The organism is Pseudomonas sp. BMW13, from assembly GCF_013357275.1.
Taxonomy (GTDB): Bacteria; Pseudomonadota; Gammaproteobacteria; order Pseudomonadales; family Pseudomonadaceae; genus Aquipseudomonas; species Aquipseudomonas khazarica.
The window spans coordinates 158,159-184,557 of record NZ_SUKD01000036.1; the positions used below are offsets into that span (position 1 = coordinate 158,159).

The window sequence follows — 26,399 nt, forward strand, 5'->3', positions numbered from 1 at the left end:
CCAAACAGAGAGCCCCATGACCGCGACCGATTCCGCTGCCGAGAAGACCATTCTGCTGGTCGAGGACGATGACGTCGTTCGCCACCTGACCGTGGAGGTTCTCGAAGAGTTCGGCTATCGCGTCCATGCCCTGCGCGACGCCCCCAGCGCACTGGAACTGCTGCGCGGCGACCTGGCCGTCGACCTGCTGATGAGCGACATCGGCCTGCCCGGCATGGACGGCCGCGAACTGGTGCAGAACGCCCGCCAGGTGCGACCGACCCTGCCAGTGTTGTTCGCCAGCGGCTATGCAGAGCGGGAACTGCTGGAGGAAGTGCGCAGCCGCGACGCCGGGGCCGCCACGGCCAGCATCGTAAAACCCTACGACTTCGCGCTGCTGGCCAGCCGCCTGAGCGAGCTGCTCGAAGCCTGAGGCCGCGACGACGGCAGGCGCTGCCATGCATCGTCGGTCATCATCCTCATCGATAGCGCTTGCCTGCCGGCACCACTCACCTCCAGGCTGACTCGATCAGCCACCGAGGAAGTCGCCATGCCCAGCCTCAACCCCAGCCGCGAACAGATGCGCGCATTCGCCGAAGCGATGCCGGCCGATACGCCGATCGTGATGCTCAACCTGCTGCGTTTCAGCCCCCAGGCGAACTACCCCTCGGGCAGTGACGAGACGCCCTGCAGCGGGCGCGAGGCCTACGCGCGATACAGCCGTACGGCGCTGGCCAAGGTGCGCGGCGTCGGTGGCGAAGTGCAGTGGCTGGGCACGGCCCATGTCGCCGTCATCGCGCCAAACGACGAGCACTGGGACCAGGTCCTGCTGGTGCGCTATCCATCCTCCAGCGCCTTTCTCGCCATGCTCGCCGACCCCGAGTACCAGGCCGCGACGGTGCATCGCAGTGCCGCGCTGGCCGACTCGCGCCTGATCGGCACGACACCGGCCTGATCACTCCCGGCGGGCGGCGTTCTGCTGGTTCAGCACCAGCAAGCGTGCGGCGGTCTCGGCATCGGGCTGGCCATCGTAGTTAGCCGGGCGGTACTTCATCTGGAAGGCGGCGATGACATTGCGCGTCGCCTCGTCCAGCTCACCCTGCCGAGGCACCGTGTAGCCGTTGCGCGCCAGTTGCTCCTGGAACCACTGCACGCTGGGCAGACTGAGGGCGAACAGCGCCTGCTGACGCGCCACCGCAGCCTCGTCCGGCCAGGGCACCAGCCCCTCGTCGGCCAGGCGCTTCCAGGGGAACAGCGGGCCCGGATCGACCTTGCGCTGAGGCGCCACGTCGCTGTGCGCGATGATCGAGCCCAGCGGCAACTGGTGACGCTTGACGATGTCCTTGAGCAGCACGATCAGCTTGTCGATCTGCTGCGCCGAGAAGGGCTGCCAGTAGCGCCCGGCAGCGGTCTGGTAATAACCCTGGTTGACCAGTTCGATGCCGATCGTCGTGCTGTTCAGCCAGGTGCGCCCCTGCCATTCGCTGACCCCCGCATGCCAGGCGCGGCGGTCCTCGTCCACCAGGCGGTAGACGGTCGCCGGGGCATCGCCGATCAGGTAGTGGCTGCTCACCTCGGTGTGCGTCAGCAGGTCGAGCGAGCGCTGCAGATCGGCGGAGGTGTAGTGCAGCACCACGTACTGCACGCGGCTGTTCTGGCCAGTGGCCGTGTGGCTGTCATCGATGCGCAGGCCGCCCGTGCAGCCCGCGAGCAGAACAGCGATTAAAGCGAGGCAGAAAGACTTCATGCGTGACCGAATACGCTCTGCAGGTTGTCCAGCAGCATGTCGACGCTGAGCATGATCAGCAGCATGCCCATCAGCCGTTCCACTGCCATCAACCCGCGATTACCAAGAAAACGCTGCAGGAACGAAGCCTGCAGGAGAATGAACGCCGTCGCCGCCCAGGCCAGGATCAAGGCCAGATACAGCTCCCAGATCGGCCCGACATGGGTGTTGCGCAGGGTCATCAGCACCGCCAGGGCCGAGGGCCCGGCCACGGCCGGCGTCGCCAGCGGCACCAGCATCGGCTCGCCATCCGGTACATCGCCGAGCAGCCCCTGCGGGCTGGGGAAGATCAGGCGCATGGCGATGACGAACAGGATGATACCGCCGGCGATGGCGGTTGCCTCACGCGACAGGCCGAGTCCGGTGAGGAATTTGTCACCAAAGGTGAGGAACAACAGCAACAGTCCCAGGGCGAACAGCAGCTCGCGCGCGGCCACCCACAGACGCCGACGAGGCTCGACGTTCTTCAGCGCAGCGATGTAGATGGCGATGTTGCCGAAGGGGTCGGTGACCAGAAAGATCAGCACGGCGATGCTGAAGATGTCCATAGGCGCCTCCAGTGGCTAGTGCGCATAGTCTAGGGGTTGCGCCAGGCGGGTGCGAGCGGACGTAACGGTCCGCCTGCGGGCGCCAGGCCGGAGCGAAGCAACTTCGTGACCGGATCGAGGGGAGGCGTCCTGACAAAGACCACTCGTAGAAATGTATACAAATAGTTAGATTTTTAACCCATAAAATGTATACATTGACCCAACAAGAACAACAGCGAGTAGTTTCCCATGACCTCCCCCGCCCAGCGCCCCGAGGACGAGAACCTCGGTCTTGGCTCCAACCTGCTCTACGGCCTGCAACACGTACTGACCATGTACGGCGGCATCGTCGCCGTGCCCCTGATCGTCGGCCAGGCGGCCGGCCTGACGCCGGCCGACATCGGGCTGCTGATCGCCGCCTCGCTCTTCGTCGGTGGCGCCGCCACGCTCCTGCAGACGCTCGGCCTGCCGTTCTTCGGCTGCCAGCTGCCGCTGGTGCAGGGCGTGTCGTTCGCCAGCGTCGCCACCATCGTCGCCATAGTCGGTGCCAACGGCGGCGAAGGGGGGTTGCCGGTGGTGTTCGGTGCCGTGATCGGCGCCGCGCTGATCGGCCTGCTGATCACGCCGGTCTTCTCCAAGATCACCAGGTTCTTCCCGCCGCTGGTGACGGGCATCGTCATCACCACCATCGGCCTGACCCTGATGCCGGTCGCGGCCCGCTGGGCCATGGGCGGCAACAGCCAGGCCGCGGACTTCGGCAGCATGGCCAACATCGGCCTGGCCGCCTTCACCCTGGCCACCGTACTGCTGCTGAGCAAGGTCGGCAGCGCCAGCATCTCGCGCCTGTCGATCCTCCTGGCCATGGTGATCGGCACCCTGGCGGCCCTGGCATTCGGCATGGCGGACTTCTCCCGCGTCGGCGCGGGCCCGTTGCTGGCCTTCCCGACGCCGCTGCATTTCGGCGTACCGGTGTTCAAGGTGGCGGCGATCATCTCGATGCTGATCGTGGTGATGGTGATCCTGGTGGAGACCTCGGCAGACATCCTCGCGGTGGGCGACATCATCGACACCCGGGTCGACTCCAAGCGCCTCGGCAACGGGCTGCGCGCAGACATGATCGCCAGCGTCGTCGCGCCGCTGTTCGGCTCCTTCACCCAGAGCGCCTTCGCGCAGAACGTCGGGCTGGTCGCCGTGACAGGCGTGAAGAGCCGCTACGTGGTGGCCACCGGCGGCCTGATCCTGGTCACCCTCGGCCTGCTGCCGGTCATTGGTCGGGTGATCGCCGCCGTGCCCACCTCGGTGCTCGGCGGTGCGGGCCTGGTGCTGTTCGGCACGGTCGCCGCCAGCGGCATCCGCACCCTGGCCAAGGTCGACTATCGCAACAACATGAACCTGGTGATCGTCGCGACCTCGATCGGCTTCGGCATGATTCCCATCGCCATGCCGAGCTTCTACCACCACTTCCCGGCCTGGTTCGAAACCATCTTCCACTCGGGCATCAGCTCGGCTGCGGTCATGGCCATCCTGCTCAACCTGCTGTTCAACCACTTCACCGCCGGCAACTCCGATCAGCAGTCGGTGTTCGTCGCCGGCACCGAGCGCAGCCTGCGCTACCAGGACATCGCCGCCCTGCACGAGGGCGATCACTTCATCGGCGGCAAGCTGTACGACGCACAGGGCATCGAGGTGCCGTTGCAGGAGGACGCGGCTCACGCGCCTCGGCCACGGACCGCCGAGGCAACCCCGGCGACAGGCAGGAGCGAGGAGAAGCTACCGTCCTAGCGGGACGCACGCGCGAGGCAGCGCCGCCTCTTCACTGATCAGGCGGCCTGCTCGACCCGGTTGCGGCCAGCACCCTTGGCACGATACAGCGCCTGGTCGGCGCGCTCGAAAGTGGTCTCGGCCGATTCACCATCGCGGAACTCGGCAATGCCGGCGGAGAGGGTGATGGTCACCGGCTCGCCCTTGAAGTGGAACGGGCAGGCCTCGACCGCGCTGCGCAGGGTTTCGAGCAGCTGCAAGCCACCCTCCAGCGGCGTCGCCGGTACCAGCAGGACGAACTCCTCGCCACCGAAGCGCGCGATGAAGTCGGTCTTGCGCAGGCGCCTGTTCAACTCACCGGCGATGATCTTCAGCACCCGATCCCCGGCCAGATGGCCGTAGCCATCGTTGATCCGCTTGAAGTGATCGATGTCCAGTACCGCCATCAGCAGCTGGCCGCCATAGCGCTGGCGGCGGGCGACCTCCAGCTCGAGACGCTCGCTCCAGGCGGCGCGGTTGGGCAAGCCGGTCAGGGGATCGAGCAGGGACTTCTGCCGCTGTTCCTCGATGTGCGCGCGGAACTGCTGCGCCTCGCTCTCCATTTCCGCGACACGCTTGACCAGGCCCTGCAAGCGCTCGGCGACATCGTCCTCGGCGCTGTCGCGCTGGCGCTGATGGTTGCTGACGCTCTGCAGCAGACCTTCCAGGCGCTGTTCCAGCGCCTGCTTGAGCGCGTCCAGGTCGACCGCTTCCTGCACGCTGTTCTGCAGGTCGGTGACCTGATCCTGCAACTGCTGGTTGAAGTTGCGCGCGCTCTGCGCCGAAGCGCCGTAGCCCTCGTGTGCCTCGCTCAGGGTCTGAATGAAGGCCGCCAGGCGCTCGTTGAGCTGTTTCAGGTAGCCGGCGAACTCGCGCTGGCCGCCGTTGTTGATCGCCAGCAGCAGCACCGCCAGGTCGTCCAGCACCGGCACCAGTTCGTACCAGTTGAGATTGCCCTCCAGGCGCTCGCGCAAGGCTTCGCCCTGCGGCAGGTGGCTGGCCGGCAGGTCCAGCTCGTCGAGCAGGTTGCGCAGGCTGTTGGCGATATGCGGCGCCACGGCGCTGTAGCCCGGCTCGCTGCTGGGCAGGGAGAACGGGCCATCACCCTCGTCATCCAGCGGGACCAGGCCAGGCGGTACCGGCAGGCTGTCGAGTACCGCCGGCACCTCGGCGGCCTCCTGACGCACCGGCGCCGCACCGGCAGCGGCAGCGGCAGCGGCAGCGGCCTCGGCGACAGGTGCAGGTGCAGGTGCAGGTGCAGGTGCAGGTGCAGGTGCAGGTGCAGGTGCAGGTGCAGGAATTGACGCAGGCGCAGGCGCGGCCGGCAAGGGCTCGTCGACAGGCAGCGTCGGCGCGGCGGGCTCTGCCGCTGGCGGCACATCGGCGGCGGCAGGCGCCGGTGTCACGGGCGCGTCGCTGGCACTCTCGCTGCGCGAGCCGAACAGGCGCTGCAGCAAACCGGGTTGGTCCTGCGCAGGTGCCTGCTGCACGGCCAGCGCCTGCGCCTGCAGATTGCTCAACTGGCTGAGCAGGGCCGGCAGCAGGTACTGATGGCTGGCCGCCTCCTCCAGCTGCTTGCCCAGCGCCTTGAGCGCCTTGCGCACCTCGCGGGGCGGCTCCAGGTCCTGCAACTGCGTGACCAGGCGCGCCAGGGCAGTGGCCGCCTCCGCAGCGCGCTTCTGACGGCGCTGCTCGGATTCCAGCACGGCCTTTTCCAGGCGCGGGATCAGGCCACCCAGTGCCGCGTCCATGTCATCGCGCCGCAGGATATCGCGCATCTCCTGCATGCACTGATCGACCGCCTTGTCGGCGCCCTCGGCAGCCAGACTGCTGCGCACCAGCCCCCGGCGCAGCAGATCCAGGCGCAACTCCCAGCGGCGCTCGAGCTTTTCGTGGCGCTCCAGGCTACTCAGGTATTTGTCTTTCCAGCGTTGCGCGTCTTCGCTCATACGGCTCACTCGGCAGATGGCGTCTTCAGCATAGGCAGTTGCGCCGTATTCTGGGCCTGCGGCAGGCGGATTTCCACGGCCACGGGCAGGTGATCGGATATCGGCTGGCTGAGGACATCGACGCGCCCCAGCTCCAGTTCGGAGCTGAGCAGGATATGGTCAAGGCAACGCTGCGGGCGCCAGCTGGGGAAGGTCGCCTGCGCCTGCGGCGCGACCAGCCCGAGGTCGCGCAAGGGGGAGTTTTCCAGCAGGTCGACGGCATGGGTGTTCATGTCCCCCATCAGCACCAGGTGGCGGAACTCGCTGACCCGTTCGCGGATATAGGCCAGCTGCCGGACGCGGGTTCGCGCGCCCAGCGCCAGGTGCATCATGACCACGCCGAGCGCCTGCTCACCCTCGCCCAGGCGCAGGAAGATGGCCCCCCTACCCGGCGGCCCCGGCAGCGGGTGATCCTCCAGCAGCGTCGGCCGCAGACGACTGAGCACCCCGTTGCTGTGCTGGGCGAGGCGGCCGAGATTGCGATTGAGCTGTTGGTACCAGTAGGGGAAGGCGCCCTGCTGGGCCAGGTACTCGACCTGATTGACGTAGCCGGAACGCAGGCTGCCGCCGTCGACTTCCTGCAAGGCCACCAGATCGAAATCGGCGAGCAGATCACCGATGCGCTGCAGGTTGCCGGCGCGCCCCGCATGAGGCAACAGGTGCTGCCAGCCACGGGTGAGGTAATGATGGTAACGCTGGGTATTGATGCCGACCTGGACGTTGAAACTGAGCAGGCGCAACAGGCCGTCGGCTGGCCAGTCGCCCTGTGGCGAACACTGCGGGTTGACCTGTGGATCGCACAGGCCAACCGTACGTGTCTGTCGCCAGCGGCGCAGCATGTCTTGCGCCTGCGGCCGCTTACAGCGCGGCGCGTTCCTTGGCGATCAGGTAGTCGGCTACACCGAGGGCCTCACGCGGGCCGCCGGAGGAGCCGATGTCGAAGCGGTACTTGCCGCCGACGATCATCACCGGTACGCCAGTGACCTGGTAAGCCATGGCCAGCTTCTTGGCCTTTTCCATCTGGCCTTTGACGGCGAAGGAGTTGAAGGTGCTGAGGAAGGTGTCGCGGTCCACGCCCTGAGTGGCGACGAAGTCGGCGAACTCTTCGGCGGAAGCCAGCTTCTTCTTCTCCTGGTGGATGGCGTTGAACACCGCGTCATGCACCTTGCCCTCGACCTTCATGCTTTCCAGGGTGAGGAAGGCCTGGCCGTGCACGTTCCAGATGCCACCGAACAGCGCCGGGACGCGGACGAAGTTGACATCTTCCGGCAGCTTCTCGACCCAGGGATTGAGGGTCGACTCGAACTGATAGCAGTGCGGGCAGCCATACCAGAACAGCTCGACGACCTCGACCTTGCCCGGTTTGGAGATCGGCACCGGGCTTTTCAGCTCGACGTATTGCTGGCCGGCAACCGGCTCGGCGTGGGCGCTGAGGCCGAAAAGACTGCTGATCGCCAGAGCGGCGCCGAAAATCAGGTTACGCATGGGGGTACTCCTTGGCTGGAAAGCGTCGCCCTGGTGGCGATTCGAGACTATGACTCGCTGGCACCGGGCCGGTTCCGCCCATTGTAGCCACCGCGCCCAATAAAAAGGGCGGCCGCAGCCACCCTTTGTCTTACCAAGTGCAACGGCGGTCTGTTAGTGCAGACCCTGGATGAAGCTGGAAACCGCTTCGATGTCCTTGTTGCTCAGCTTGGCGGCGATGGAACGCATGATCATCGAGTCGCCGTCGTTGGTGCGGTTGCCTTCACGGAAGTCGGTCAGCTGCTTGGCAACGTACTGCGCGTGCTGGCCACCCAGGTGCGGGAAGGCAGCAGCGGCCAGGCCAGCGCCGTTCGGCGAGTGGCAACCGGTGCAGGCCGGCATGCCTTCTTCCAGCTTGCCGCCACGGAACAGCGCTTCACCACGCTGGACCAGCTTGGGATCGGCAGCACCGACGCTCATCTTCTGGCTGGAGAAGTAGGCAGCGATATCTTCCAGATCCTGGTCGCTGAGGTTGTCCAGCATGCCGGTCATCTCGACCACCTGGCGATTGCCGGACTTGATGTCGTGCAGCTGCTTGAGCAAGTAACGCTCGCCCTGACCAGCCAGCTTGGGGAAGTTTGGAGCAGGGCTGTTGCCATCAGCGCCATGGCAGGCGCCACAGACAGCGACTTTGCCCTGACCGGCTTCGGCATCGCCAGCAGCCTGCGCCACGCCAGTGAGGCCCAGGGTCAACAGCAGACTCACGAGTACTTTGTTCATCAGCTAATCCAACTACGGCTAAGAGAGAAAAGGGTTATCGGTCGGGTTTACTCATTCGCTCATCAATTTGATGACCGCCTGGTAATCCTCGGCCGTGCAGTCCATGCACAGGCCGCGCGGCGGCATGGCATTCAAACCATTGGTGACGCTCTGCACCAGTGCATCCGTCCCCTTGGCCAGACGCGGCTCCCATGCGGCCTTGTCGCCCTTCTTGGGCGCCGTGGGAATCTGGCCGTTGTGGCAAACACCACAGGCACGGTCATACACAGCTTGCGGATCCTGAGCAGCATAGCCGTTGAAAGACAGCATCAACACGGCAGCTGCAAGCAGCATTTTCTTCATCAGATCAACCTCATCAGGGTAGAGAGCGTTCTGCTTTCTATCGAGCAGAGATGTAATCGCTCCCAGCAATCGGGTTCCTGCGGGTGGGACAAAGCGCACACAAAATCTGCGGCATTATATACTGGCAACGCTGAAACGGAAACGACGCCGCTTGCCGCGCCACCTGGCGTGCGGTAGGTGCGCGGAAATGTCGCAAGCCCTCGAGCGCCTCAATCGCCTCGCGGCAACCACCGGATACCCCCATGCTCCCGAAGAATCCCATCATCGGTCTGTGCCAGCAGGCCAGCTTCCTCATCAGTGCCGCCAAGGTCGATCAGTGCCCCGAGGACAGCGGTCTGGAAGTCGCCTTCGCCGGCCGCTCCAATGCGGGCAAGTCGAGCGCCTTGAACACCCTCACGCATGCCAGCCTGGCGCGCACCTCGAAGACCCCCGGGCGCACCCAGCTGCTCAACTTCTTCAGCCTGGACGAGGAGCGTCGCCTGGTGGACCTGCCCGGATACGGCTACGCCAAGGTGCCGATCCCGCTCAAGCAGCATTGGCAGAAACACCTCGAAGCCTATCTGGGCAGCCGCGAGAGCCTGTGCGGCCTGGTCCTGATGATGGATATCCGCCACCCGCTGACCGAGTTCGACCGCATGATGCTGGACTGGTCGGTGGCCAGCGGCATGCCGCTGCACATCCTGCTGACCAAGGCCGACAAGCTGGCCTTCGGTGCGGCGAAGAACGCACTGCTAAAGGTTCGTCAGGAGATCCGCAAGGAGTGGGGCGAAGGCATCAGCATCCAGCTGTTCTCGGCGCCCAAGCGCATGGGGGTGGAGGAGGCGCAGATGGTGCTGGCCGCCTGGCTGGACCTGCTGCCGGAGGAAGATGAGGAAGGCACTGAGGCCTGAGTCAGCCTGTGGCTAGGGGCACCTGAAGAAGATCGCTCAACGCCCGTTTTGAGTTGGGATGCCTCAAAGAAGCCTCTCCCGCCCTTCGGGAACCCCGGCTTTGGCATCCTCCTGCATCCACGCAGTCGTCTCCGATAAATGGGAGAGGCTCAGCAGAGTGCCGCTGGCGGCCGCTTTTTTTCAGGCAAAAAAAACCCCGAGCTTCGTATGGGGAGGGAGAAGTTCGGGGTTCAAGGTCTGAACCGCTAGGGCGGGGTCCAGATGTCTGCCAACACTTAACACAACAAAGGAGCATTGAAGGGCTTAACGGCCATTCACGAACTCTGACCTGGCTGTCTGGCGGAAAGTTCATCGCTTTTTTAAAAACCATTTGCAATAAGAAAGCGTCGTTTGATGCCCTGAAACCCATAAGCTAGAGCGGCCGCGGCTTTGCGCCGCGGCACCGGGTATCAATGCGCTTCATCCCAGTTGGCACCGACACCCACTTCGACCAGCAACGGCACATCCAGGTCGGCGGCGTCCCCCATCAGGCTCTGAAGCTTGGCACCGACCTCGTCGACCAGGTCCTCGCGCACCTCCAGCACCAGTTCGTCGTGGACCTGCATGATGATCCGCGCATCCACGCCGCTGTCCTGCAACCAGCCGTCCACCTTGATCATCGCGCGCTTGATGATGTCCGCCGCCGTGCCCTGCATGGGCGCGTTGATCGCCGCCCGCTCGGCCCCCTTGCGCATGGCCTGGTTCTGCGCGTGGATCTCCGGCAGGTACAGACGCCGGCCGAACACGGTCTCCACGTAGCCCTGCTCGGCCGCCTGCGCACGGGTGCGCTCCATGTAGCTGAGCACGCCGGGATAACGGGCGAAGTAACGGTCGATGTAGGCCTGGGCCTCCTTGCGCTCGACGTCGATCTGCTTGGCCAGGCCGAAGGCACTCATGCCATAGATAAGACCGAAGTTGATGGCCTTGGCCTTGCGCCGCTGATCGCTGCTGACCTCGTCCAGCGCCACGCCGAACACCTCGGCCGCGGTGGCCTTGTGCACGTCCAGGTCATTGCGGAAGGCCTCCAGCAGGCCTTCGTCCTTGGCCAAGTGGGCCATGATGCGCAACTCGATCTGCGAGTAGTCCGCCGCCATCGTGCGGTAGCCCTTGGGGGCGACGAACGCCTGGCGGATCCGCCGCCCTTCGGCGGTACGGATCGGGATGTTCTGCAGGTTCGGGTCACTCGAGGACAGGCGCCCGGTCGCCGCCACCGCCTGGTGGTAGCTGGTATGGATGCGCCCGGTACGCGGGTTGATCTGCTCCGGCAGCCTGTCGGTGTAGGTGCTCTTGAGCTTGCTCAGGGAGCGGTACTGCATCAGCACCTTGGGCAGTTCGAAGTCCTGCTCGGCCAGCTCGGCGAGCACCGCCTCGGCGGTGGATGGCTGGCCCTTGGCGGTCTTGCTGATCACCGGGTAACCGAGCTTCTCGTAGAGGATCACCCCGAGCTGCTTGGGCGAAGCCAGGTTGAACTCCTCGCCGGCGATCTCGAAGGCCTTGCGCTCCAGTTCCACCAGCTTCTCGCCCAGTTCGACGCTCTGCTGACCGAGCAGCCGGGCATCGACCAGCGCGCCGTTGCGCTCGATACGCGCCAGCACCGGCACCAGCGGGATCTCGATCTCGCGCAGCACCCTGGCCAGGGACGGCACGGCCTCGAGGCGGCCCCAGAGTTCCTGGTGCAGACGCAGGGTCACATCGGCGTCCTCGGCGGCGTAAGGCCCGGCCTGCTCCAGCGGAATCTGGTCGAAGGTCAGCTGCTTGGCCCCCTTGCCGGCGATGTCCTCGAAGCGGATGGTGCTGTGGTTCAGGTACTTCAGCGCCAGGCTGTCCATGTCGTGACGGGTGGCGGTGGAATCCAGCACGTAGGATTCGAGCATGGTGTCGAAGGCCACGCCCTGCACCGCGATCGGCGTGCTGGCATTGGCCAGGACATTGATGTCGTACTTGGCATGCTGGCCAACCTTGGCCTTGGCCGGGTCTTCGAGGATCGGCTGCAGCGCCTTGAGCACGGCATCGCGGTCGAGCTGCTGCGGCACGCCCATGTAGCTGTGGGCCAGCGGCACGTAGGCGGCCTCGCCGGCCTTGACCGCGAAGGACAGGCCAACCAGTTGCGCCTGCTGGGCATCGACGCTGGTGGTTTCGCTGTCGAAGGCGATCAGCTCGGCCTGCTCCAGCTTCCTCAGCCAGGCATCGAACTGTGCCTGCTCCAGCACCAGCTGGTAATCCCCGCTGCTCGCCGGCGCGGGCTCGGCTACCGCCTCGGCAGCGCCAGCGACCGGCTCGGCGAACAGATCACCGGCAGGCGCAGCGGCCTTGGCCGCCAGGCCCTTGTTCTGGCGCAGCAGGTCGTCCAGCCAGTTCTTGAATTCCAGTTCGCCATACAGCTCGACCAGCGCCGCCTGATCCGGCTCGCCCGGATGCAGGTCATCGATGGCGATGTTCAGCGGCACGTCGGTCTTGATGGTCGCCAGCTGATAGGAGAGGTAGGCCATCTCGCGGTGTTCCTCGAGCTTGGCCGGCAGGCCCTTGGCGCCGCGAATCGGCAGCGCCGGCACCTTGTCGAGATTGGCGTAGAGCACGTCGAGACCACCACCGATGCCGACCAGCAGGCCGAGCGCGGTTTTCTCGCCGACCCCGGGTACGCCGGGAATGTTGTCCACCTTGTCGCCCATCAGGGCCAGGTAATCGATGATCAGCTCGGGACCGACACCGAATTTCTCCTTTACGCCACCTTCGTCATAGACGCTTCCGGTCATGGTGTTGACCAGCGTAACGTGCGGGCAGACCAGTTGCGCCATGTCCTTGTCGCCGGTAGAGATCACCACGTCGCGCTGTTCACCGGCTGCCTGCCGGGCCAGGGTGCCGATCACGTCGTCGGCTTCCACGCCTTCGACGCACAGCAGCGGCAGGCCCAGGGCACGCACGCTGGCATGCAGCGGCTCGACCTGGACACGCAGCTCGTCCGGCATCGATGGACGATTGGCCTTGTACTCGGCGAACAGCTCATCGCGGAAGGTGCCGCCCTTGGCGTCGAAGACCACGGCGAACGGACTGTTCGGGTATTGCTTGCGCAGGCTCTTGAGCATGTTCAACACGCCCTTGACCGCCCCGGTGGGCATGCCCTTGGACGTGGTCAGCGGGGGCAGGGCGTGGAAAGCGCGGTACAGGTACGAGGAACCGTCGACCAGAACGAGGGGAGCTTGGCTCATGCGCGGGATCAACCTTTTCGGCGGGTGCAGCGGTAGAATGGCTGCATCGGTGAATATCAAGGAGCAAGGTTATCATGGGTACATTGAATCGCCTGTTGCTGGTCAGCCTGCTGGCCTGTCTTCCGCTCGCCGCTCACGCCGAGGACCCGGTTTCCGCTGACCCCGACGTAACCATCCGCCAGGACGGCGACCGCACCATCCAGGAATACCGGGTCAATGGCTTCCTCTATGCCATCAAGGTCATTCCGAAGAATGGCAAACCCTATTTTCTCGTGCGCGCCGATGGCAGCGACGGCAATTTCATTCGTTCGGACGATCCGGACATGCTCATCCCGTCATGGGAAATCTTCAGCTGGTAAGGCAATAAAGGTCTGATATGTCGGTATTCACCCCCCTGGAGCGTCATGAGCTCGAAGTCTTCCTGGCGCCCTACGGGCTCGGGCGCTTGCGTGATTTCCAGGGTATTGCGGCGGGCAGCGAAAACAGCAATTTCTTCGTCAGCCTGGAGCAGGGCGAATACGTTCTGACCCTGGTCGAGCGCGGCCCGGTGGCCGACCTGCCGTTCTTCATCGAACTGCTCGACGTCCTGCACGATGCCGGCCTGCCGGTGCCCTACGCCCTGCGTACCCAGGATGGCCTGGCCCTGCGCAGCCTGGCCGAAAAGCCGGCACTGCTGCAGCCGAGGCTGTCCGGCAAGCACGTGCGCGAGGCCAATGCCCACCACTGCCAGGAAGTCGGCCGCCTGCTGGCGAACATTCACCTGGCGACGCGGGCCACTCCCGTCGAACGACGCAGTGATCGCGGGCTGGACTGGATGCTCGCCGAAGGCCCGAGCCAGGCCCTGAAGCTCGACGAGCAGGCGCTGCCTCTGCTGCGTGATGCGCTGCAGGAGATCGCCGAGCTGAAGCCGCGCATCCTCGCCCTGCCACGCGCCAACCTGCATGCCGATCTGTTCCGCGACAACGTGCTGTTCGACGGCAATCACCTGGCGGGCGTGATCGACTTCTACAACGCCTGCTCGGGGCCGATGCTCTACGACCTGGCCATCACCCTGAACGATTGGTGCTCGCACGAAGATGGCAGCCTCGACGGCGCCCGTGCCCGCGCGCTGCTCGGCGCCTATGCTGCGCTGCGGCCGTTCACGGCGGCAGAGGCCGAGCTGTGGCCCGCCATGCTGCGCGTGGCCTGCGTGCGCTTCTGGCTGTCACGCCTGATCGCCGCCGAGTCGTTCGCCGGGCAGGAAGTGCTGATTCATGACCCCGGCGAGTTCCAGCGCCGCCTGGCGCAACGCCAACAGGTAGACCTGCCTCTGCCGTTCGCACTGTAGGGTGGGCCACGCTTTACCGGTCCACCGTGGCGTACGCTGCGGTGGATGGAAAGAGCGTCATCCACCCTACGCTGGGGTTTGCCAGCAGCGACCGGCTTGCAGAGCGGGTGAGCCGCCAACACCCGTAGGGTGGACCACGCTTCACCGGTCCACCGTCGCAGGCGCTGCGGTGGATGAGAAGAGCGTCATCCACCCTACGCAGGAACTTGCCGTCAGCGACCGGCTTGCAGAGCGGGTGAGCCGCCAACACCCGTAGGGTGGACCACGCTTCACCGGTCCACCGTGGCGGGCGCTGCGGTGGATGAGAAGAGCGTCATCCACCCTACGCAGAAACTTGCCGCCAGCGACCGGTTTGCAGAGCGGGCGAGCCGTCAACACCGTAGGGTGGACCACGCTTCACCGGTCCACCGTCGCAGGCGCTGCGGTGGATGAGAGGAGCGTCATCCACCCTACGCAGGAACGTGCCGTCAGCTGCCGGAAACCAGTCCCGGCAGTTGCTCGGCCAGCTTGGCGTTGTTGATCGGCGCGCGGATGAAGCCGCGCTGGGTGCCATCGGGGCCGACGATCACCAGGTTGCCGCTGTGATCGACGGTGTAGTTTTCCTTGCTGGTGTCGGCCGGGATGTAGGGGATGCTCACCGAATTGGCGAACTTCTGCAGCGTCGCCTCCTCACCGGTCAGCCCTTTGAAGCCCGCATCGAAGTAGCCCAAGTACTTGCTCAGTTGCTCCGGCGTATCACGGTGCGGGTCGACGCTGACCATCACCACGTTCAGCCGCGCACGGGTTTCTTCCGGCAGCTGGCCCTGCAGCTGGCGCAGCTGGGCGAGGGTGGCCGGGCAGATATCCGGGCAGAAGGTGTAGCCGAAGAACAGCAGGGTCCAGTCGCCTTTGAGCTGGTCGACCGCCACGGCCTTGCCATCCTGGTTGGTCAGGGTCAGCGCCGGCAGGCTGCGAGGCTGCGGCAACAGGACGATGCCGGCATCGAGCAGCGCCGCCGGATCACCCTGGCCCTTGCTGCTGAGCACCTTGTTGACGGTCAGGCCCAGCACCAGGGCCACGATGGCGACAAGAACGAAGACGGTTATGTGAGTACGAGTCATGAAAGCCCTTAGCACGTCGTGAAGGCCAGCTGCGCCGCCACGGCTCGCTAGACGTTCAGCAGCAGGTAGTGATCCGCCAGCAAGGCGATGAACAACAGGAACAGGTACCAGATACTGTACTTGAAGGTGTTGATCGCCGCGTGCGGTTTGCTGTCACGGTACAGCACCCAGGCCCAGTGCAGGAAGCGCCCGCCGAGCAACAGCGCACAACCGAGATAGAGCACCCCGCTCATGTGGATGGCATAGGGCAGCAGGGTCACGGCGAACATCGCCAGGGTGTAGAGGAGGATGTGCACCTTGGTGTAATGCTCGCCGTGGGTCACCGGCAGCATGGGAATGTCGGCCTTGGCGTACTCGGCCTTGCGATGAATGGCCAGGGCCCAGAAGTGCGGCGGCGTCCAAGCGAAGATGATCAGCACCAGCAGCAGTGGTTCGGCGCTCAGGTGCCCGGTCACCGCCACCCAGCCGAGCAGCGGCGGCGCGGCGCCCGCCAGGCCGCCGATGACGATGTTCTGCGGCGTGGCGCGCTTGAGGAACCCGGTATAGATCACCGCGTAGCCAAGCAGGGAGGCCAGGGTCAGCCAGGCGGCCAGCTCGTTGGTGAACAGCAGCAGCAGGCTCATGCCGGCGATGGCCAGCGCCAGGGCGAATGCCAGCGCGGCCACGGGCGAAACGCGCCCCGAGGTCACCGGTCGCTTGTGCGTGCGCGCCATGATCGAGTCGATGCGCCGATCCACCACATGGTTGACCGCCGCCGCCGCCCCGGCGCACAGGCCGATGCCGAGGTTGCCGAACAGCAGCACGGTCCACGGCACACCGGCGCGGGTGGCGAGGAACATGCCGACCAGGGAAGTGATCAGCATCAGCAGCACCACCCGAGGCTTGGTCAGCTCGAGGTAGTCACGCCAGCTTGCGGAGGCGGCGTGAGCAGTGAGCACGGTAGCCATGGTCATTCTCCTCTTCTTGTCATTTGCCGAGTGCCGGCGCCAGCTTGCTGGCCATCACCCGTTGCACGGCAGGTTCGCCCGCCCTGGCACGCTCGACGGCGCTGCCACGCAGGCGATAGTTGATCAGCACCATCGTCAGCAGCAGGGCCGCGCCGCCGGCGTTGTGCGCCACCGCCACCAGCAGCGGCAGGTGGAAGATCACGTTGCTCAACCCCAGGCTGATCTGCAGCGCCAGCGCGACCAGCAGCAGCCCGGCCAGGCGCGGCAACCCGGCCGCCCGCAGGCGCCAGGCCAGCAACAGCAGCGCCAGCGTGACCAGCAGGGCGCCGATGCGATGGCTCATGTGAATGGCGGTGCGCGCGTCACTGTCGAGCTGGCCGCCCAGGTAGTTGGGGCCGATGTGCTGGGTGAGGTGAAAACCCTTGCCGAAGTCCATCGCCGGCCACCACTCACCGTGGCAGGTGGGCAGGTCGACGCAGGCGACCGCCGCGTAGTTGGAACTGACCCAGCCGCCGAGGACGATCTGCCCGATCACCAGCAGCAGGCAGGCCGCAGCCAGCGCGCGCAGGCCGGCCGGCAACTGCAGCGGTGCGAAACGCCCGGACAGGCGCAACGTCAGCAGGGTCAGCAGACTCAGGGTGGCGAAGCCGCCCAGCAGATGCGCCGTGACCACCTGCGGCCAGAGTTGCAGGGTGACCGTCCACATGCCGAACGCCCCCTGCAGGATCACCAGGGCCAGGATGGCCAGTGGCAGCTTGAGCGGCTGCGTGGCATCGGCGCGGCGGCGGATGGCCTGGGTGGCGATGGCCAGTATCACCAGGCCCAGGGAACCGGCGAAGTAGCGATGGATCATCTCGTACCAGCCCTTGGCCACTTCCACCGGCGCCTCCGGGAAGCGCGCCTCGGCGATGGCCTGCTTGTGCTCGCTCATCGGCACGCCGAGAAACCCGTAGCAGCCCGGCCAGTCCGGACAGCCCAGGCCGGCGTGGGTGAGCCGGGTGTAGGCCCCGAGCAGGACCACCACCACGGTCAGGAGGGTCGCGAACAGCGCTAGACGATAACCTGGCTTGTGCATGTCTACTCCTTGGGCACTGGGCTTGGCGCTCTGCCGGCGAAGGCCGGGCGGAGCCTCAACCGATCAGGGAAATCTTCAGCAGGTAGCGCAGGTCATCGAGGATGGCCTTGCCGTCGCTACCGGCGGGGTAGCGCAGCACCAGGTTGCCGTGCGGGTCGACCAGCCACAGCTGGGCGCCGGATGCCGTCCCGCTGGCCTTGTCGTAGGCCTGCGGATCCAGCGGGTAGCGCCCCAGGCGCGGGTACTCGCGCTCGAGCTTGGCCTGGTAGTCGGCGGGCAGCGCCTCGGCCAGGGCCAGCGCATGACTGGCCCGGCCCGTCTCGCGGTTGAGGCCGATCTGGATCTGCCGCGCCAGGTAGACCAGCTGCTGGCAGTCGGCGGCGCACGCCCCAGGCGCCGTGACCAGGATCTGCCACACCGGCTGCACCTCGCCCTGCACGCCGAGATCGGCCAGGGTGCGGCCATCGCCGATCAGCACGCCGTGGTAGCTGCGCGTCTCCGGCACCCAGAAGCGCCATTTGTACATGGCGCTGGCGAGCAGCATCGGGCCGATGACGATGGCCAGGATCAGCAACAGCTGCAGGCGGCCACGCCCCTTGCGCGGAGCCTCAGGCATGGCGATGGCTGGGTTCATGGCGAATCTCCCGTGCGTTGTGTATTCCGAGATAGATGAACAGGCCGAGCAGTGCCGCAGCCAGGGCGAACCACTGCACGGCATAGCCCACATGCTTGCTGGGGCTCATGGAGACGATCGGCCAGTCGACGCGATAGCTGGCGGGCCCGGGTTCCAGGCGCACTTCGAATGGCAGGCCACCGCGCCCCAGGCGCTGCCACAGGTCGGGGGCCTCGACCTGGGTGATCAGCCGGGGCCAGCCGTCCGTGGCGCCGGACTGCAGGTGCAAGCCGCCCGCAGGTGCCACGTAGACCCAGGCCGTGAGCTGCATGACGCCGTCGGGGCTGGCGAAACGGGGCGGCGTGCGCCGGTCCGGCCAGGGCAGCCAGCCACGATTGAGCAACACCCAGAGCCCGCTGGGCTGGTCGTAGAAGGGTTGCAGCAGTTCCACGCCGGCATGGCCGTCACGAATCCGGTTGTCCAGCAGCAGGCTGTGCTCGCTGTCGAAGTAGCCATGCAGCTGCACGCGCCGATAGGCGGGGTCGCGCAGTGGCTCGAGCTGGTCGAGGCTGATCGGCTCGGCCTGGCGCCGTGCCTCGAAACTGGCCAGCAGCTGGCGCTTCTCGTCACCGCGCTGCAGCTGCCAGAAGCCCAGCCACAACAACCCCGGCAGGAGCAGGGCGACCAGCAGGCTGGGCAGCCAGCCGGGACGGAAGGCGCTCATCGCAACCTGCCGTTGGGCTTGGAGTGGCTGGCTATACTGCACTGCATCAGTCGATTCCCCCGGAGTCCCGCATGCTCAAGGCCGCGATCATCCTCTTGCTGCTGGCCACGCTCACCAGCCTGTTCAGCGGCCTGTTCTTCCTGGTCAAGGACGAAGGCCATGGTTCCCGTGTCCTCGGCGCCCTGGCCCTGCGCGTCGGCCTGACCGCCATCACCGTCGCCCTGATCGCCTGGGGCTTCTATTCAGGGCAACTGGTGTCCCACGTCACCTGGTAGCGCAACGCCTGCGACGATCCGCAGCGCGTTTCTTGCAGCGTGAAGCGTGTGGCTCGCCGCTGCCTCACAGCACGTAGACGAAGATGAACAGGCCCAGCCAGACCACGTCGACGAAGTGCCAGTACCAGGCGGCGGCCTCGAAACCGAAGTGCTTGTCGGCATCGAAATGCCCGCGCAGGATGCGCACCAGCATGACGGTCAGGATCAGGGTGCCGAGCGTCACGTGGGCGCCGTGGAAACCCGTGAGCATGAAGAAGGTCGCCCCGTAGATGCCCGAGCCCAGCGTCAGGCCCAGCTCGGTGTAGGCTTCGATGTACTCCTCGACCTGGAAGAACAGAAAGCTCAGGCCCAGCACGATGGTGGCCGCCAGCCAGGCCTTGAGCGCCCCCCGGTGATTCTTCTTCAGGGCATGGTGGGCGAAGGTGACGGTGAAGCTGGAAGACACCAGCAGGATGGTGTTGACCAGCGGCAGGTGCCACGGATCGATGACCCCGGTGGGCGGCGGGAACAGCTTGGAGTCGGGGTTCTGCAGCAGGGGCCAGTTGTACTCGAAGCCCTCCCAGAGCATGTTCGACACACCCTTGTCGCCTTCACCGCCCAGCCAGGGCACGGCAAAGGTGCGGATGTAGAACAGCGCGCCGAAGAAGGCGGCGAAGAACATCACCTCGGAGAAGATGAACCAGCTCATGCCCCAGCGAAACGAGCGGTCCATCTGCGCGCTGTACAGGCCGCTGCGACTTTCCTTGATGACGTTGCCGAACCAGCCGAACAGCATCCAGGCCAGGATCAGCCCGCCGACGAAGAAGATCAGCGGGCCGTTGGAATTCTCCCGCCCCGCCGACAGGTCGTTGAACCAGGTCCCCACGCCGAAGAAACTCACCAGCAACCCGATACTGGCGACGATGGGCCACTTGCTTTGCGCCGGTACGTAATAGTTTTCGTGACTCGACATTGTTGTTCTCCTTATGGAGTCGCCCGAGCAAGGGTCGCCTGTACCACTGGCGGTTTGCGTTCGGTGATATCGAACAGGGTGTAGCTCAGGGTCAGGTGTTTCACGTCCTGTGGCAGGTCGCGGTCGACGATGAAGCGCACCGGCATCTCGATGCGTTCGCCGGGCTGCAGCACCTGCTGGCTGAAGCAGAAACACTCGGTCTTGTGGAAGAAGGCCGCCGCCTTCGAAGGCGAGATGCTGGGAATCGCCTGCGCGGTCATCGGGTGGTCGCTGGGGTTGTAGGCGACGAACAGCATGTCGCGGGTTTCCCCCGGATGAACCAGCAGCTCGTCGGCCTTGGGCGCGAACTCCCAGACCATCTCGGCCGAGTTGGTGGCGAGGAACTGCACGCGCACCTGGCGCACCTCATCGATCACCTGCTCGCCCTGATAGGGGCCGGCGGTCTTGCCGTTGATCCCGAACACACGGCACATGGCGTCGTAGAACGGCGGCAGGACGAAGACGCCGAAACAGAACATCACCACCACCACGACCAGCAGGCGGGCGACCAGGCGACGCGTCGCGATGACCTCGCTCACGGCGGACCTCCTACTTCACTTCCGGCGGCGTGCTGAAGGTGTGGTAGGGCGCCGGCGAGGGCACCGTCCACTCCAGCCCTTCGGCACCATCCCAGGGCTTGGCCGGAGCCGGCTTGCCGCCGCGGATGCACTTGATGACGATGAACAGGAACAGCAGCTGGGTCGCCCCGAACAGGAAGGCGCCGATGCTGGAGACCATGTTGAAGTTGGCGAACATCAGGTTGTAGTCGGGGATGCGCCGCGGCATGCCGGCCAGGCCGACGAAATGCATCGGGAAGAAGGCCAGGTTCATGCCGACGAAGCTCATCCAGAAGTGCAGCTTGCCCAGGGTCTCGTCGTACATGTGGCCGGTCCATTTCGGCAGCCAGAAGTAGGCCGAGGCGAAGATGCCGAAGATCGCACCGGGCACCAGCACGTAGTGGAAGTGGGCCACCACGAAGTAGGTGTCGTGGTACTGGAAGTCCGACGGGGCGATGGCCAGCATCAGCCCGGAGAAACCGCCGATGGTGAACAGGATGACGAAGGCCACCGAGAACAGCATCGGTGTCTCGAAGGTCATCGAGCCCTGCCACATGGTGCTGGCCCAGTTGAACACCTTCACCCCGGTGGGCACGGCGATCAGCATGGTGGCGTACATGAAGAACAGCTCGCCGGTCAGCGGGATGCCGACGGTGAACATGTGGTGCGCCCAGACGATGAACGAGAGGAAAGCGATGGCCGCCGTGGCGTAGACCATCGAGGTGTAGCCGAACAGCGGCTTGCGCGCGAACGCCGGGATGATCGAGCTGACCGCACCGAACGCGGGCAGGATCATGATGTACACCTCGGGGTGGCCGAAGAACCAGAACACATGCTGGAAGAGCACCGGGTCACCACCGCCGGCGGCGTTGAAGAAGCTGGTGCCGAAGTGGATGTCCATCAGCATCATGGTCACCACGCCGGCCAGCACCGGCATCACCGCGATGAGCAGGAAGGCGGTGATCAGCCAGGTCCAGACGAACAGCGGCATCTTCATCAGTGTCATGCCGGGCGCACGCAGGTTGAGGATGGTGGCGATCACGTTGATCGCGCCCATGATCGAGCTGATGCCCATCAGGTGGATGGCGAAGATGAAGAAGGTGGTGCTCTCCGGCGCATAGGTGGTCGACAGCGGCGCGTAGAAGGTCCAGCCGAAGTTGGGCCCGCCGCCCTCCATGAACAGGGTGCTGACCAGCAGACCGAAGGCCGCCGGCAGCAACCAGAAGCTGAAGTTGTTCATGCGCGGCAGGGCCATGTCCGGCGCGCCGATCATCAGCGGGATCATCCAGTTGGCCAGGCCGACGAAGGCCGGCATCACCGCGCCGAAGACCATGATCAGGCCGTGCATGGTGGTCATCTGGTTGAAGAACTCCGGCTGCACGATCTGCAGGCCCGGCTGGAACAGCTCGGCACGGATGACCATGGCCATCGAGCCGCCGAGCAGAAAGGCGCAGAAGCTGAACCACAGGTACATCGTGCCGATGTCCTTGTGGTTGGTGGTCAGCACCCAGCGCATCAGGCCCTTGGCCGGGCCATGGTGGTGGTCAGTATGACCGTGGTCGATCACTGCACTCATGTCCTTACTCCTGCGCCTTGGAGAAATCGAGGATGTCCTTGGGCGTGACCATGTCACCGACATTGTTGCCCCAGGCATTGCGCTCGTAGGTGATGATGGCGGCCAGGTCGACCGGCGACAGCTGCTTGCCGAACGCCGCCATGGAAGTCCCAGGTTTGCCGTGGAAGACGATGTCGATATGGCCCTCGGCCGGCCCGGTGGCGACGGACGAGCCCTTGAGTGCCGGGAACATCGGCGGCAGGCCTTCACCGGTGGGCTGGTGGCAGGCGGCGCAGGTGGTGTTGTAGGCCTTCTCGCCACGCGCCATCAGCTCTTCCATGGTCCACTCCTTGCTGGTCAGCTCGCGCTCGGCAGCGGCCGCCTGCTTGCGCTCGGCCAGCCAGGCGGCGAAGTCCTCCTTGGACTTGGCCTCGACCACCACGGGCATGAAGCCGTGGTCCTTGCCGCACAGTTCGGTGCACTGGCCACGGTAGATGCCGGGCTCCTCGATGCGGGTCCAGGATTCGTTGATGAAGCCGGGAATGGCATCCTTCTTCACCGCCAGTGCCGGCACCCACCAGGAATGGATCACGTCGGCCGCGGTGATGAGGAAGCGCACCTTGGTGCCCACCGGCACCACCAGCGGCTCGTCCACCTCCAGCAGGTAGTGTTCGCCCTTGTCTTCGCGGTTGGTGATCTGCGTGCGCGGCGTGGCCAGGTTGCTGAAGAACTCGACATCCTGGCCCAGGTACTTGTAGTGCCACTTCCACTGGTAGCCGGTGATCTGGATGTCCAGCTCGGACTCGGACGAGTCGTAGATGTCGATCAGCGTCTTGGTCGCGGGAATCGCCATCGCCACCAGGATGAACAGTGGCACCACGGTCCAGAGAATCTCGACGGTGGTACTTTCATGGAAGTGCGCGGGCTCCTGGCCGGTGGAGCGGCGGTGCAGGATCATCGACCAGAACATGGCACCGAACACCAGGATGCCGATCACCACACAGATCCAGAAGATGGTCATGTGCAGGTCGAAGACGGAACGGCTGACCTCGGTGACACCGGGCGCCATGTTGACCGTCCACTGGGCGTGCGCCGAGCCCAATGCCAGCCACAGCAGGAGGCCCATCCAGACTCGTGGATGTCGCATCATTGCGGGTTCCCCTTGATTGTTCTTGTTATCCCGCCGGCTGAGCCTGCGGCTAAGGGATCGACTGCCATCGACGAGATTGCGCCTGGCTCACTGCCTGGGCTGCCCCGCCTGACTGCTGGCAACTGCTGTCAAAACCTTTCCGTGCCTGAGCCCGTCCGGTTCCATCAGGTACTGCCTTTCGAAATCGAGTATAGACGGCGACTTTCAGCCCGCAATGTGCCGGAAAGGCCCTCCATGCCCTCCCGACGCCGATGCTGAAGAGCGCGCCCGGCGCGGGTTGTAGCGTTTCTGATACAGGTAGATATAGCGGACTCGCATAAGTATGAAAAAGTTATGACAATCGCGTCTTAGCCCGCGAATTACGCCGGCTAAGGTTCACGTCCATGTCCTGAATTCGTAGGAGCAGTCATGAACACCGCCGCCCTTCGCCAACTGATCGCCCAGGCCCGCCAGCAGGAAGCCGGCGAGCAGACCCTCGCCCGCTTCCTCCAGACGCAGCTGGAACGCCTGCATCCCTCCATCCGCCTGCCCGAAGACAATGCATCGGGGGCGCTGAGCGCTTTCGTCATCGCCTATATCGAAGAGGTGCCGGACGTCCTCGACGCGGCCGCCGACGTGGCCCGCGAAGCCGGGATCGAGGCGGCGGTCAAACCGGTGCTGAAGATCGCCGAGCAGTTCTTCCTGCAGCCGCCGACGCTGGTGGCGGGGCACGAAGGGCTCGAAGGCCTGCTCGACGAGGCCTACCTGGCGCATCGCCTGGTGGAAGAGGTCAACGACCGCTACATCGCCCACCTCGGGCAGCCGTTGATCCCGCTGGATACCACCCGCGCCAACCTGATCGCCCACCAGTTGATCGGCGAGCCGTTCGCCAACCAGCTGGACGAAGCGGTGCACCATGCCCTGGCCGGCATGCTCGACGACAGCAGCTTCGACCAGCCGTCCGTGCAGGCCTACCGCGAGCGCCTGGCGGCGCCGAATACCGCGTCGGCCTGGCAGCGCTGGCCCTGCCTGTCGCAACAGCTGGGGGTGGAGCTGCAGCTCACGGCGTGATCAGCAGCAGGATCAGCGACAGGGTGAGCAGCGAGCCCAGGGTCGAGAACAGGATCGCCCGCGACACCAGCCCGGCCTCGCGGTCGTAGTATTCGGCCAGCATGAAGGGGCCGGTGCCGGTTGGCAGCGCGCTGAGCAGCAGCGCAGCGTGTGCCCAGAAGGGTGGCAGGTCGAGCAGGACGAAGGCGATGAACCAGGTCACCAGCGGCTGCAACACCAGCTTGAGACCTACCAGGGGCCAGGCCCCGGCGCCCGAGCCGCTTTGCCGCTGCGCCAGGAACAGCCCCAGCGAGACCAGGGCGCAAGGCACGGTGGCAGCCCCCAGCAGACGCAGGAATTCGTCCAGCGCCGCGGGCAGCTGCGCCCCGCCCAGGGCCCAGGCGGCGCCGAGCAGCGGCGCCACCACCAGCGGGTTCTTCAGCAGCGCGGCGAACACCTGGAGGATCGCCCCGGCCAGCCCCTTCTTGCTCTGCAACCCCACCTCGATGCACACCACCGCCAGGCCGAACAGCACGCAGACCACCATCAGCGAGGCGATCAACGCCGGCGCCATGCCGTCGTCGCCGAGCACCAGCACGCACAGCGGAATGCCGATGTAGCCGGTGTTGGCGTAGCCGGCGCTGAGGCCATCGATACTGGCGTCGACCAGGCTGCCCGTGGCTTTCCAGCGATACGCCAGGGTGATCAGGAACACCGCCAGCATGCCGCCGGTGAAGGCGAGCAGGAAACCCGGCTGCCAGATATGCGCCCAGTCGGCCTTGGCCGTGAGGCTGAACAGCAATGCCGGCAGGCCGAGCCAGACCACGAAGCGGTTCATCTCCGAGGCGGCGGTCGGTCCCAGGCGGTTGGTACGTCGGCAGATGTAGCCGATCAGGATCAGGCCGAAGATCGGCAACAGGACATTGAGAACGGTGGACATCGTACTGCGCCAGCGAAAGGGGAGACCGAGACTAGGGGCCCGCGCCTGCCAGAGCAAGCCGGCGTCTGTGATTCCACCTCGCCCGCCGGCGTCTAGGATTGACATGCCGGGGCAACCCGGCGTCGCCGCGAGCCAGCCCGAAGTCAGTTGCGCGTCGGCCATGCTGCTCGAAGGACAAGCTCGGAATGCTCATTCACCGCTCGTAAAGTCGAGCGCGACTCCTACCGGTCCTCGCCTGCTTGATTCGCTGGCGCTCACCCTTCGGGCCAGCCCTGGGCTGTGAATCCCGCTGGTCGTTGCGCCTTGCATGGCTCCAGCTCGCGAGACTTTGAACAGGCTCTACCCATGCAAGCGCTGTTGAACGAAATTCTCGATGAAGTCCGCCCGCTGATCGGCCAGGGCAAGGTCGCCGACTACATCCCCGCCCTCGCCAGTATCGTCCCCGATCAACTGGGCATCGCCGTGTACGGCAACGATGGCCAGCTGCATGTCGCCGGCGATGCGCGCACGCCGTTTTCCATCCAGAGCATCTCCAAGGTCTTCAGCCTGGTGCAGGCCATCGGCCACAGCGGCGAAGACATCTGGCAGCGCCTCGGCCACGAACCCTCGGGGCAGCCATTCAACTCGCTGGTCCAGCTCGAGTTCGAACGCGGCAGGCCGCGCAACCCCTTCATCAACGCCGGCGCCCTGGTGATCTGCGACATCAACCAGTCGCGCTACGCAGCACCGGCGCTGTCGATGCGCGACTTCGTCCGGCGCCTGTCGGACAACCCGGAGGTGACGGTGGACAACCATGTCGCCGAGTCGGAGTACCAGCACCGCGCACGCAACGCGGCGGCGGCCTACCTGATGCAGTCGTTCGGCAATTTCCACAACGAGGTGGAGGCGGTGCTGCGCAGCTACTTCAGTTGCTGCGCCTTGCGCATGAGCTGCGTCGACCTGGCGCGGGCCTTCGGCTTCCTGGCCAACCAGGGGTTCTGTCAACACAGCGGCGAGCAGGTGCTGTCGCCGCGCCAGAGCAAGCAGATCAACGCCATCATGGCCACCAGCGGGCTGTACGACGAAGCCGGCAACTTCGCCTATCGCGTCGGCCTGCCGGGCAAGAGTGGCGTGGGTGGCGGGATCGTCGCGGTGGTGCCGGGGCAGTTCAGCGTCTGCGTGTGGTCACCGGAGTTGAACGCCGCCGGCAACTCGCTGGCCGGCATGAAGGCCCTGGAGCTGCTCAGTCAGCGCATTGGCTGGTCGGTGTTCTGAGCCGATGGGCTATGGTCGCTACAGGCCGCACCGTCGTGCGGCCATCGAGAAGACCAGGAGT

The 26,399-nt window shown here is 65.4% G+C and carries 27 protein-coding genes; 9 read left to right on the forward strand and 18 right to left on the reverse strand.

What is annotated here, in order from left to right:
* Positions 1–16: 16 nt before the first annotated feature.
* Both E4487_RS22865 and E4487_RS22870 read left to right on the forward strand, forming a co-directional pair.
* Complete coding sequence (locus tag E4487_RS22865; protein ID WP_175254458.1) at positions 17–412, forward strand: response regulator; 396 nt, start codon at positions 17–19, stop codon at positions 410–412.
* A 117-nt stretch (positions 413–529) separates the two neighbouring features.
* Positions 530–934 carry a DUF1330 domain-containing protein gene (locus E4487_RS22870; protein WP_037053933.1) on the forward strand — a complete coding sequence of 135 codons (405 nt, stop codon included), beginning with the start codon at positions 530–532 and terminating at the stop codon, positions 932–934.
* Here E4487_RS22870 and E4487_RS22875 read toward each other — a convergent pair whose 3' ends face one another.
* Both E4487_RS22875 and E4487_RS22880 read right to left on the reverse strand, forming a co-directional pair.
* A complete protein-coding gene (locus E4487_RS22875) occupies positions 935–1,726 on the reverse strand; it encodes an N-acetylmuramoyl-L-alanine amidase (RefSeq protein WP_037053935.1) in 792 nt (263 codons plus the stop codon). It abuts the gene before it with no gap.
* Entirely contained in the window at positions 1,723–2,313 is a 591-nt protein-coding gene (locus E4487_RS22880; protein ID WP_037053937.1) for a MarC family protein, read from the reverse strand. The genes E4487_RS22875 and E4487_RS22880 overlap by 4 nt, the downstream gene beginning before the upstream one ends.
* A gap of 228 nt (positions 2,314–2,541) precedes the next feature.
* Here E4487_RS22880 and E4487_RS22885 point away from each other — a divergent pair, with 228 nt between their 5' ends.
* Positions 2,542–4,074 carry a nucleobase:cation symporter-2 family protein gene (locus E4487_RS22885; RefSeq protein WP_134677567.1) on the forward strand — a complete coding sequence of 511 codons (1,533 nt, stop codon included), beginning with the start codon at positions 2,542–2,544 and terminating at the stop codon, positions 4,072–4,074.
* A gap of 38 nt (positions 4,075–4,112) precedes the next feature.
* Here E4487_RS22885 and E4487_RS22890 read toward each other — a convergent pair whose 3' ends face one another.
* The 5 genes from E4487_RS22890 to E4487_RS22910 all read right to left on the reverse strand — a co-directional run bounded on the left by E4487_RS22890 (position 4,113) and on the right by E4487_RS22910 (position 8,666).
* Entirely contained in the window at positions 4,113–6,041 is a 1,929-nt protein-coding gene (locus E4487_RS22890) for a GGDEF domain-containing protein (RefSeq protein ID WP_175254459.1), read from the reverse strand.
* A gap of 5 nt (positions 6,042–6,046) precedes the next feature.
* Positions 6,047–6,919, reverse strand: coding sequence for an endonuclease/exonuclease/phosphatase family protein (locus E4487_RS22895; RefSeq protein WP_150607457.1), 873 nt, complete (start codon positions 6,917–6,919; stop codon positions 6,047–6,049).
* 19 nt (positions 6,920–6,938) lie between these two features.
* Complete coding sequence (locus E4487_RS22900) at positions 6,939–7,565, reverse strand: thiol:disulfide interchange protein DsbA/DsbL (RefSeq protein WP_037053948.1); 627 nt, start codon at positions 7,563–7,565, stop codon at positions 6,939–6,941.
* Between the two features lie 153 nt (positions 7,566–7,718).
* Complete coding sequence (locus E4487_RS22905; protein ID WP_037053950.1) at positions 7,719–8,324, reverse strand: cytochrome c; 606 nt, start codon at positions 8,322–8,324, stop codon at positions 7,719–7,721.
* A gap of 51 nt (positions 8,325–8,375) precedes the next feature.
* Positions 8,376–8,666 carry a cytochrome c5 family protein gene (locus tag E4487_RS22910; protein ID WP_037053953.1) on the reverse strand — a complete coding sequence of 97 codons (291 nt, stop codon included), beginning with the start codon at positions 8,664–8,666 and terminating at the stop codon, positions 8,376–8,378.
* Between the two features lie 242 nt (positions 8,667–8,908).
* On the opposite strand from E4487_RS22910, the gene yihA reads away from it, so the two are divergent.
* On the forward strand, positions 8,909–9,556 hold the full coding sequence (gene yihA, locus E4487_RS22915; protein WP_047584511.1) for a ribosome biogenesis GTP-binding protein YihA/YsxC: 648 nt from the start codon (positions 8,909–8,911) through the stop codon (positions 9,554–9,556).
* 449 nt (positions 9,557–10,005) lie between these two features.
* On the opposite strand, the gene polA is transcribed toward yihA, so the two are convergent.
* Positions 10,006–12,801: a DNA polymerase I gene (gene polA, locus E4487_RS22920; RefSeq protein ID WP_175254460.1), complete on the reverse strand. Its 2,796-nt coding sequence runs from the start codon at positions 12,799–12,801 to the stop codon at positions 10,006–10,008.
* Between the two features lie 74 nt (positions 12,802–12,875).
* On the opposite strand from polA, the gene E4487_RS22925 reads away from it, so the two are divergent.
* Together E4487_RS22925 and E4487_RS22930 are read left to right on the forward strand one after the other, a co-directional pair.
* Positions 12,876–13,160, forward strand: a complete 285-nt coding sequence (locus E4487_RS22925) for a DUF2782 domain-containing protein (protein ID WP_037053961.1) — start codon at positions 12,876–12,878, stop codon at positions 13,158–13,160.
* A 17-nt stretch (positions 13,161–13,177) separates the two neighbouring features.
* Positions 13,178–14,128: a homoserine kinase gene (locus E4487_RS22930; RefSeq protein ID WP_037053963.1), complete on the forward strand. Its 951-nt coding sequence runs from the start codon at positions 13,178–13,180 to the stop codon at positions 14,126–14,128.
* A gap of 467 nt (positions 14,129–14,595) precedes the next feature.
* Here E4487_RS22930 and E4487_RS22935 read toward each other — a convergent pair whose 3' ends face one another.
* The 5 genes from E4487_RS22935 to E4487_RS22955 are packed head-to-tail and all read right to left on the reverse strand — an operon-like array spanning position 14,596 to position 18,587.
* Positions 14,596–15,228 carry an SCO family protein gene (locus E4487_RS22935; RefSeq protein WP_037053965.1) on the reverse strand — a complete coding sequence of 211 codons (633 nt, stop codon included), beginning with the start codon at positions 15,226–15,228 and terminating at the stop codon, positions 14,596–14,598.
* A 47-nt stretch (positions 15,229–15,275) separates the two neighbouring features.
* A complete protein-coding gene (gene cyoE / locus E4487_RS22940) occupies positions 15,276–16,175 on the reverse strand; it encodes a heme o synthase (RefSeq protein ID WP_037054061.1) in 900 nt (299 codons plus the stop codon).
* Between the two features lie 19 nt (positions 16,176–16,194).
* The gene (locus E4487_RS22945) at positions 16,195–17,250 is read right to left on the reverse strand and encodes a heme A synthase (RefSeq protein ID WP_037053967.1); all 1,056 of its coding nucleotides are present in this window, start codon (positions 17,248–17,250) and stop codon (positions 16,195–16,197) included.
* Positions 17,251–17,305: 55 nt separating this feature from the next.
* A complete protein-coding gene (locus E4487_RS22950; protein ID WP_175254461.1) occupies positions 17,306–17,884 on the reverse strand; it encodes a hypothetical protein in 579 nt (192 codons plus the stop codon).
* A complete protein-coding gene (locus E4487_RS22955) occupies positions 17,859–18,587 on the reverse strand; it encodes an SURF1 family protein (protein ID WP_175254462.1) in 729 nt (242 codons plus the stop codon). The genes E4487_RS22950 and E4487_RS22955 overlap by 26 nt, the downstream gene beginning before the upstream one ends.
* A 71-nt stretch (positions 18,588–18,658) precedes the next feature.
* On the opposite strand from E4487_RS22955, the gene E4487_RS22960 reads away from it, so the two are divergent.
* Positions 18,659–18,862: a twin transmembrane helix small protein gene (locus E4487_RS22960; RefSeq protein ID WP_037053973.1), complete on the forward strand. Its 204-nt coding sequence runs from the start codon at positions 18,659–18,661 to the stop codon at positions 18,860–18,862.
* A 64-nt stretch (positions 18,863–18,926) separates the two neighbouring features.
* On the opposite strand, the gene E4487_RS22965 is transcribed toward E4487_RS22960, so the two are convergent.
* Genes E4487_RS22965 through coxB form a run of 4 tightly spaced genes read right to left on the reverse strand, consistent with a single transcriptional unit; the run spans position 18,927 to position 23,115 of the window.
* Positions 18,927–19,814, reverse strand: a complete 888-nt coding sequence (locus E4487_RS22965) for a cytochrome c oxidase subunit 3 (protein ID WP_175254463.1) — start codon at positions 19,812–19,814, stop codon at positions 18,927–18,929.
* Positions 19,815–19,825: 11 nt separating this feature from the next.
* A complete protein-coding gene (locus tag E4487_RS22970) occupies positions 19,826–20,392 on the reverse strand; it encodes a cytochrome c oxidase assembly protein (RefSeq protein WP_047592768.1) in 567 nt (188 codons plus the stop codon).
* Between the two features lie 10 nt (positions 20,393–20,402).
* Positions 20,403–21,986 carry a cytochrome c oxidase subunit I gene (gene ctaD, locus E4487_RS22975; protein WP_047592770.1) on the reverse strand — a complete coding sequence of 528 codons (1,584 nt, stop codon included), beginning with the start codon at positions 21,984–21,986 and terminating at the stop codon, positions 20,403–20,405.
* A gap of 4 nt (positions 21,987–21,990) precedes the next feature.
* A complete protein-coding gene (gene coxB / locus E4487_RS22980; protein WP_175254464.1) occupies positions 21,991–23,115 on the reverse strand; it encodes a cytochrome c oxidase subunit II in 1,125 nt (374 codons plus the stop codon).
* A gap of 408 nt (positions 23,116–23,523) precedes the next feature.
* On the opposite strand from coxB, the gene E4487_RS22985 reads away from it, so the two are divergent.
* Positions 23,524–24,165, forward strand: a complete 642-nt coding sequence (locus tag E4487_RS22985) for a hypothetical protein (protein ID WP_037053988.1) — start codon at positions 23,524–23,526, stop codon at positions 24,163–24,165.
* Here the strand turns inward: E4487_RS22985 and E4487_RS22990 are convergent.
* A complete protein-coding gene (locus E4487_RS22990) occupies positions 24,155–25,084 on the reverse strand; it encodes an AEC family transporter (protein ID WP_037053991.1) in 930 nt (309 codons plus the stop codon). The genes E4487_RS22985 and E4487_RS22990 overlap by 11 nt on opposite strands.
* 345 nt (positions 25,085–25,429) lie before the next feature.
* Between E4487_RS22990 and glsB the strand changes: the two genes are divergently transcribed.
* Positions 25,430–26,338 carry a glutaminase B gene (gene glsB, locus E4487_RS22995; protein ID WP_037053994.1) on the forward strand — a complete coding sequence of 303 codons (909 nt, stop codon included), beginning with the start codon at positions 25,430–25,432 and terminating at the stop codon, positions 26,336–26,338.
* Positions 26,339–26,399: the final 61 nt, after the last annotated feature.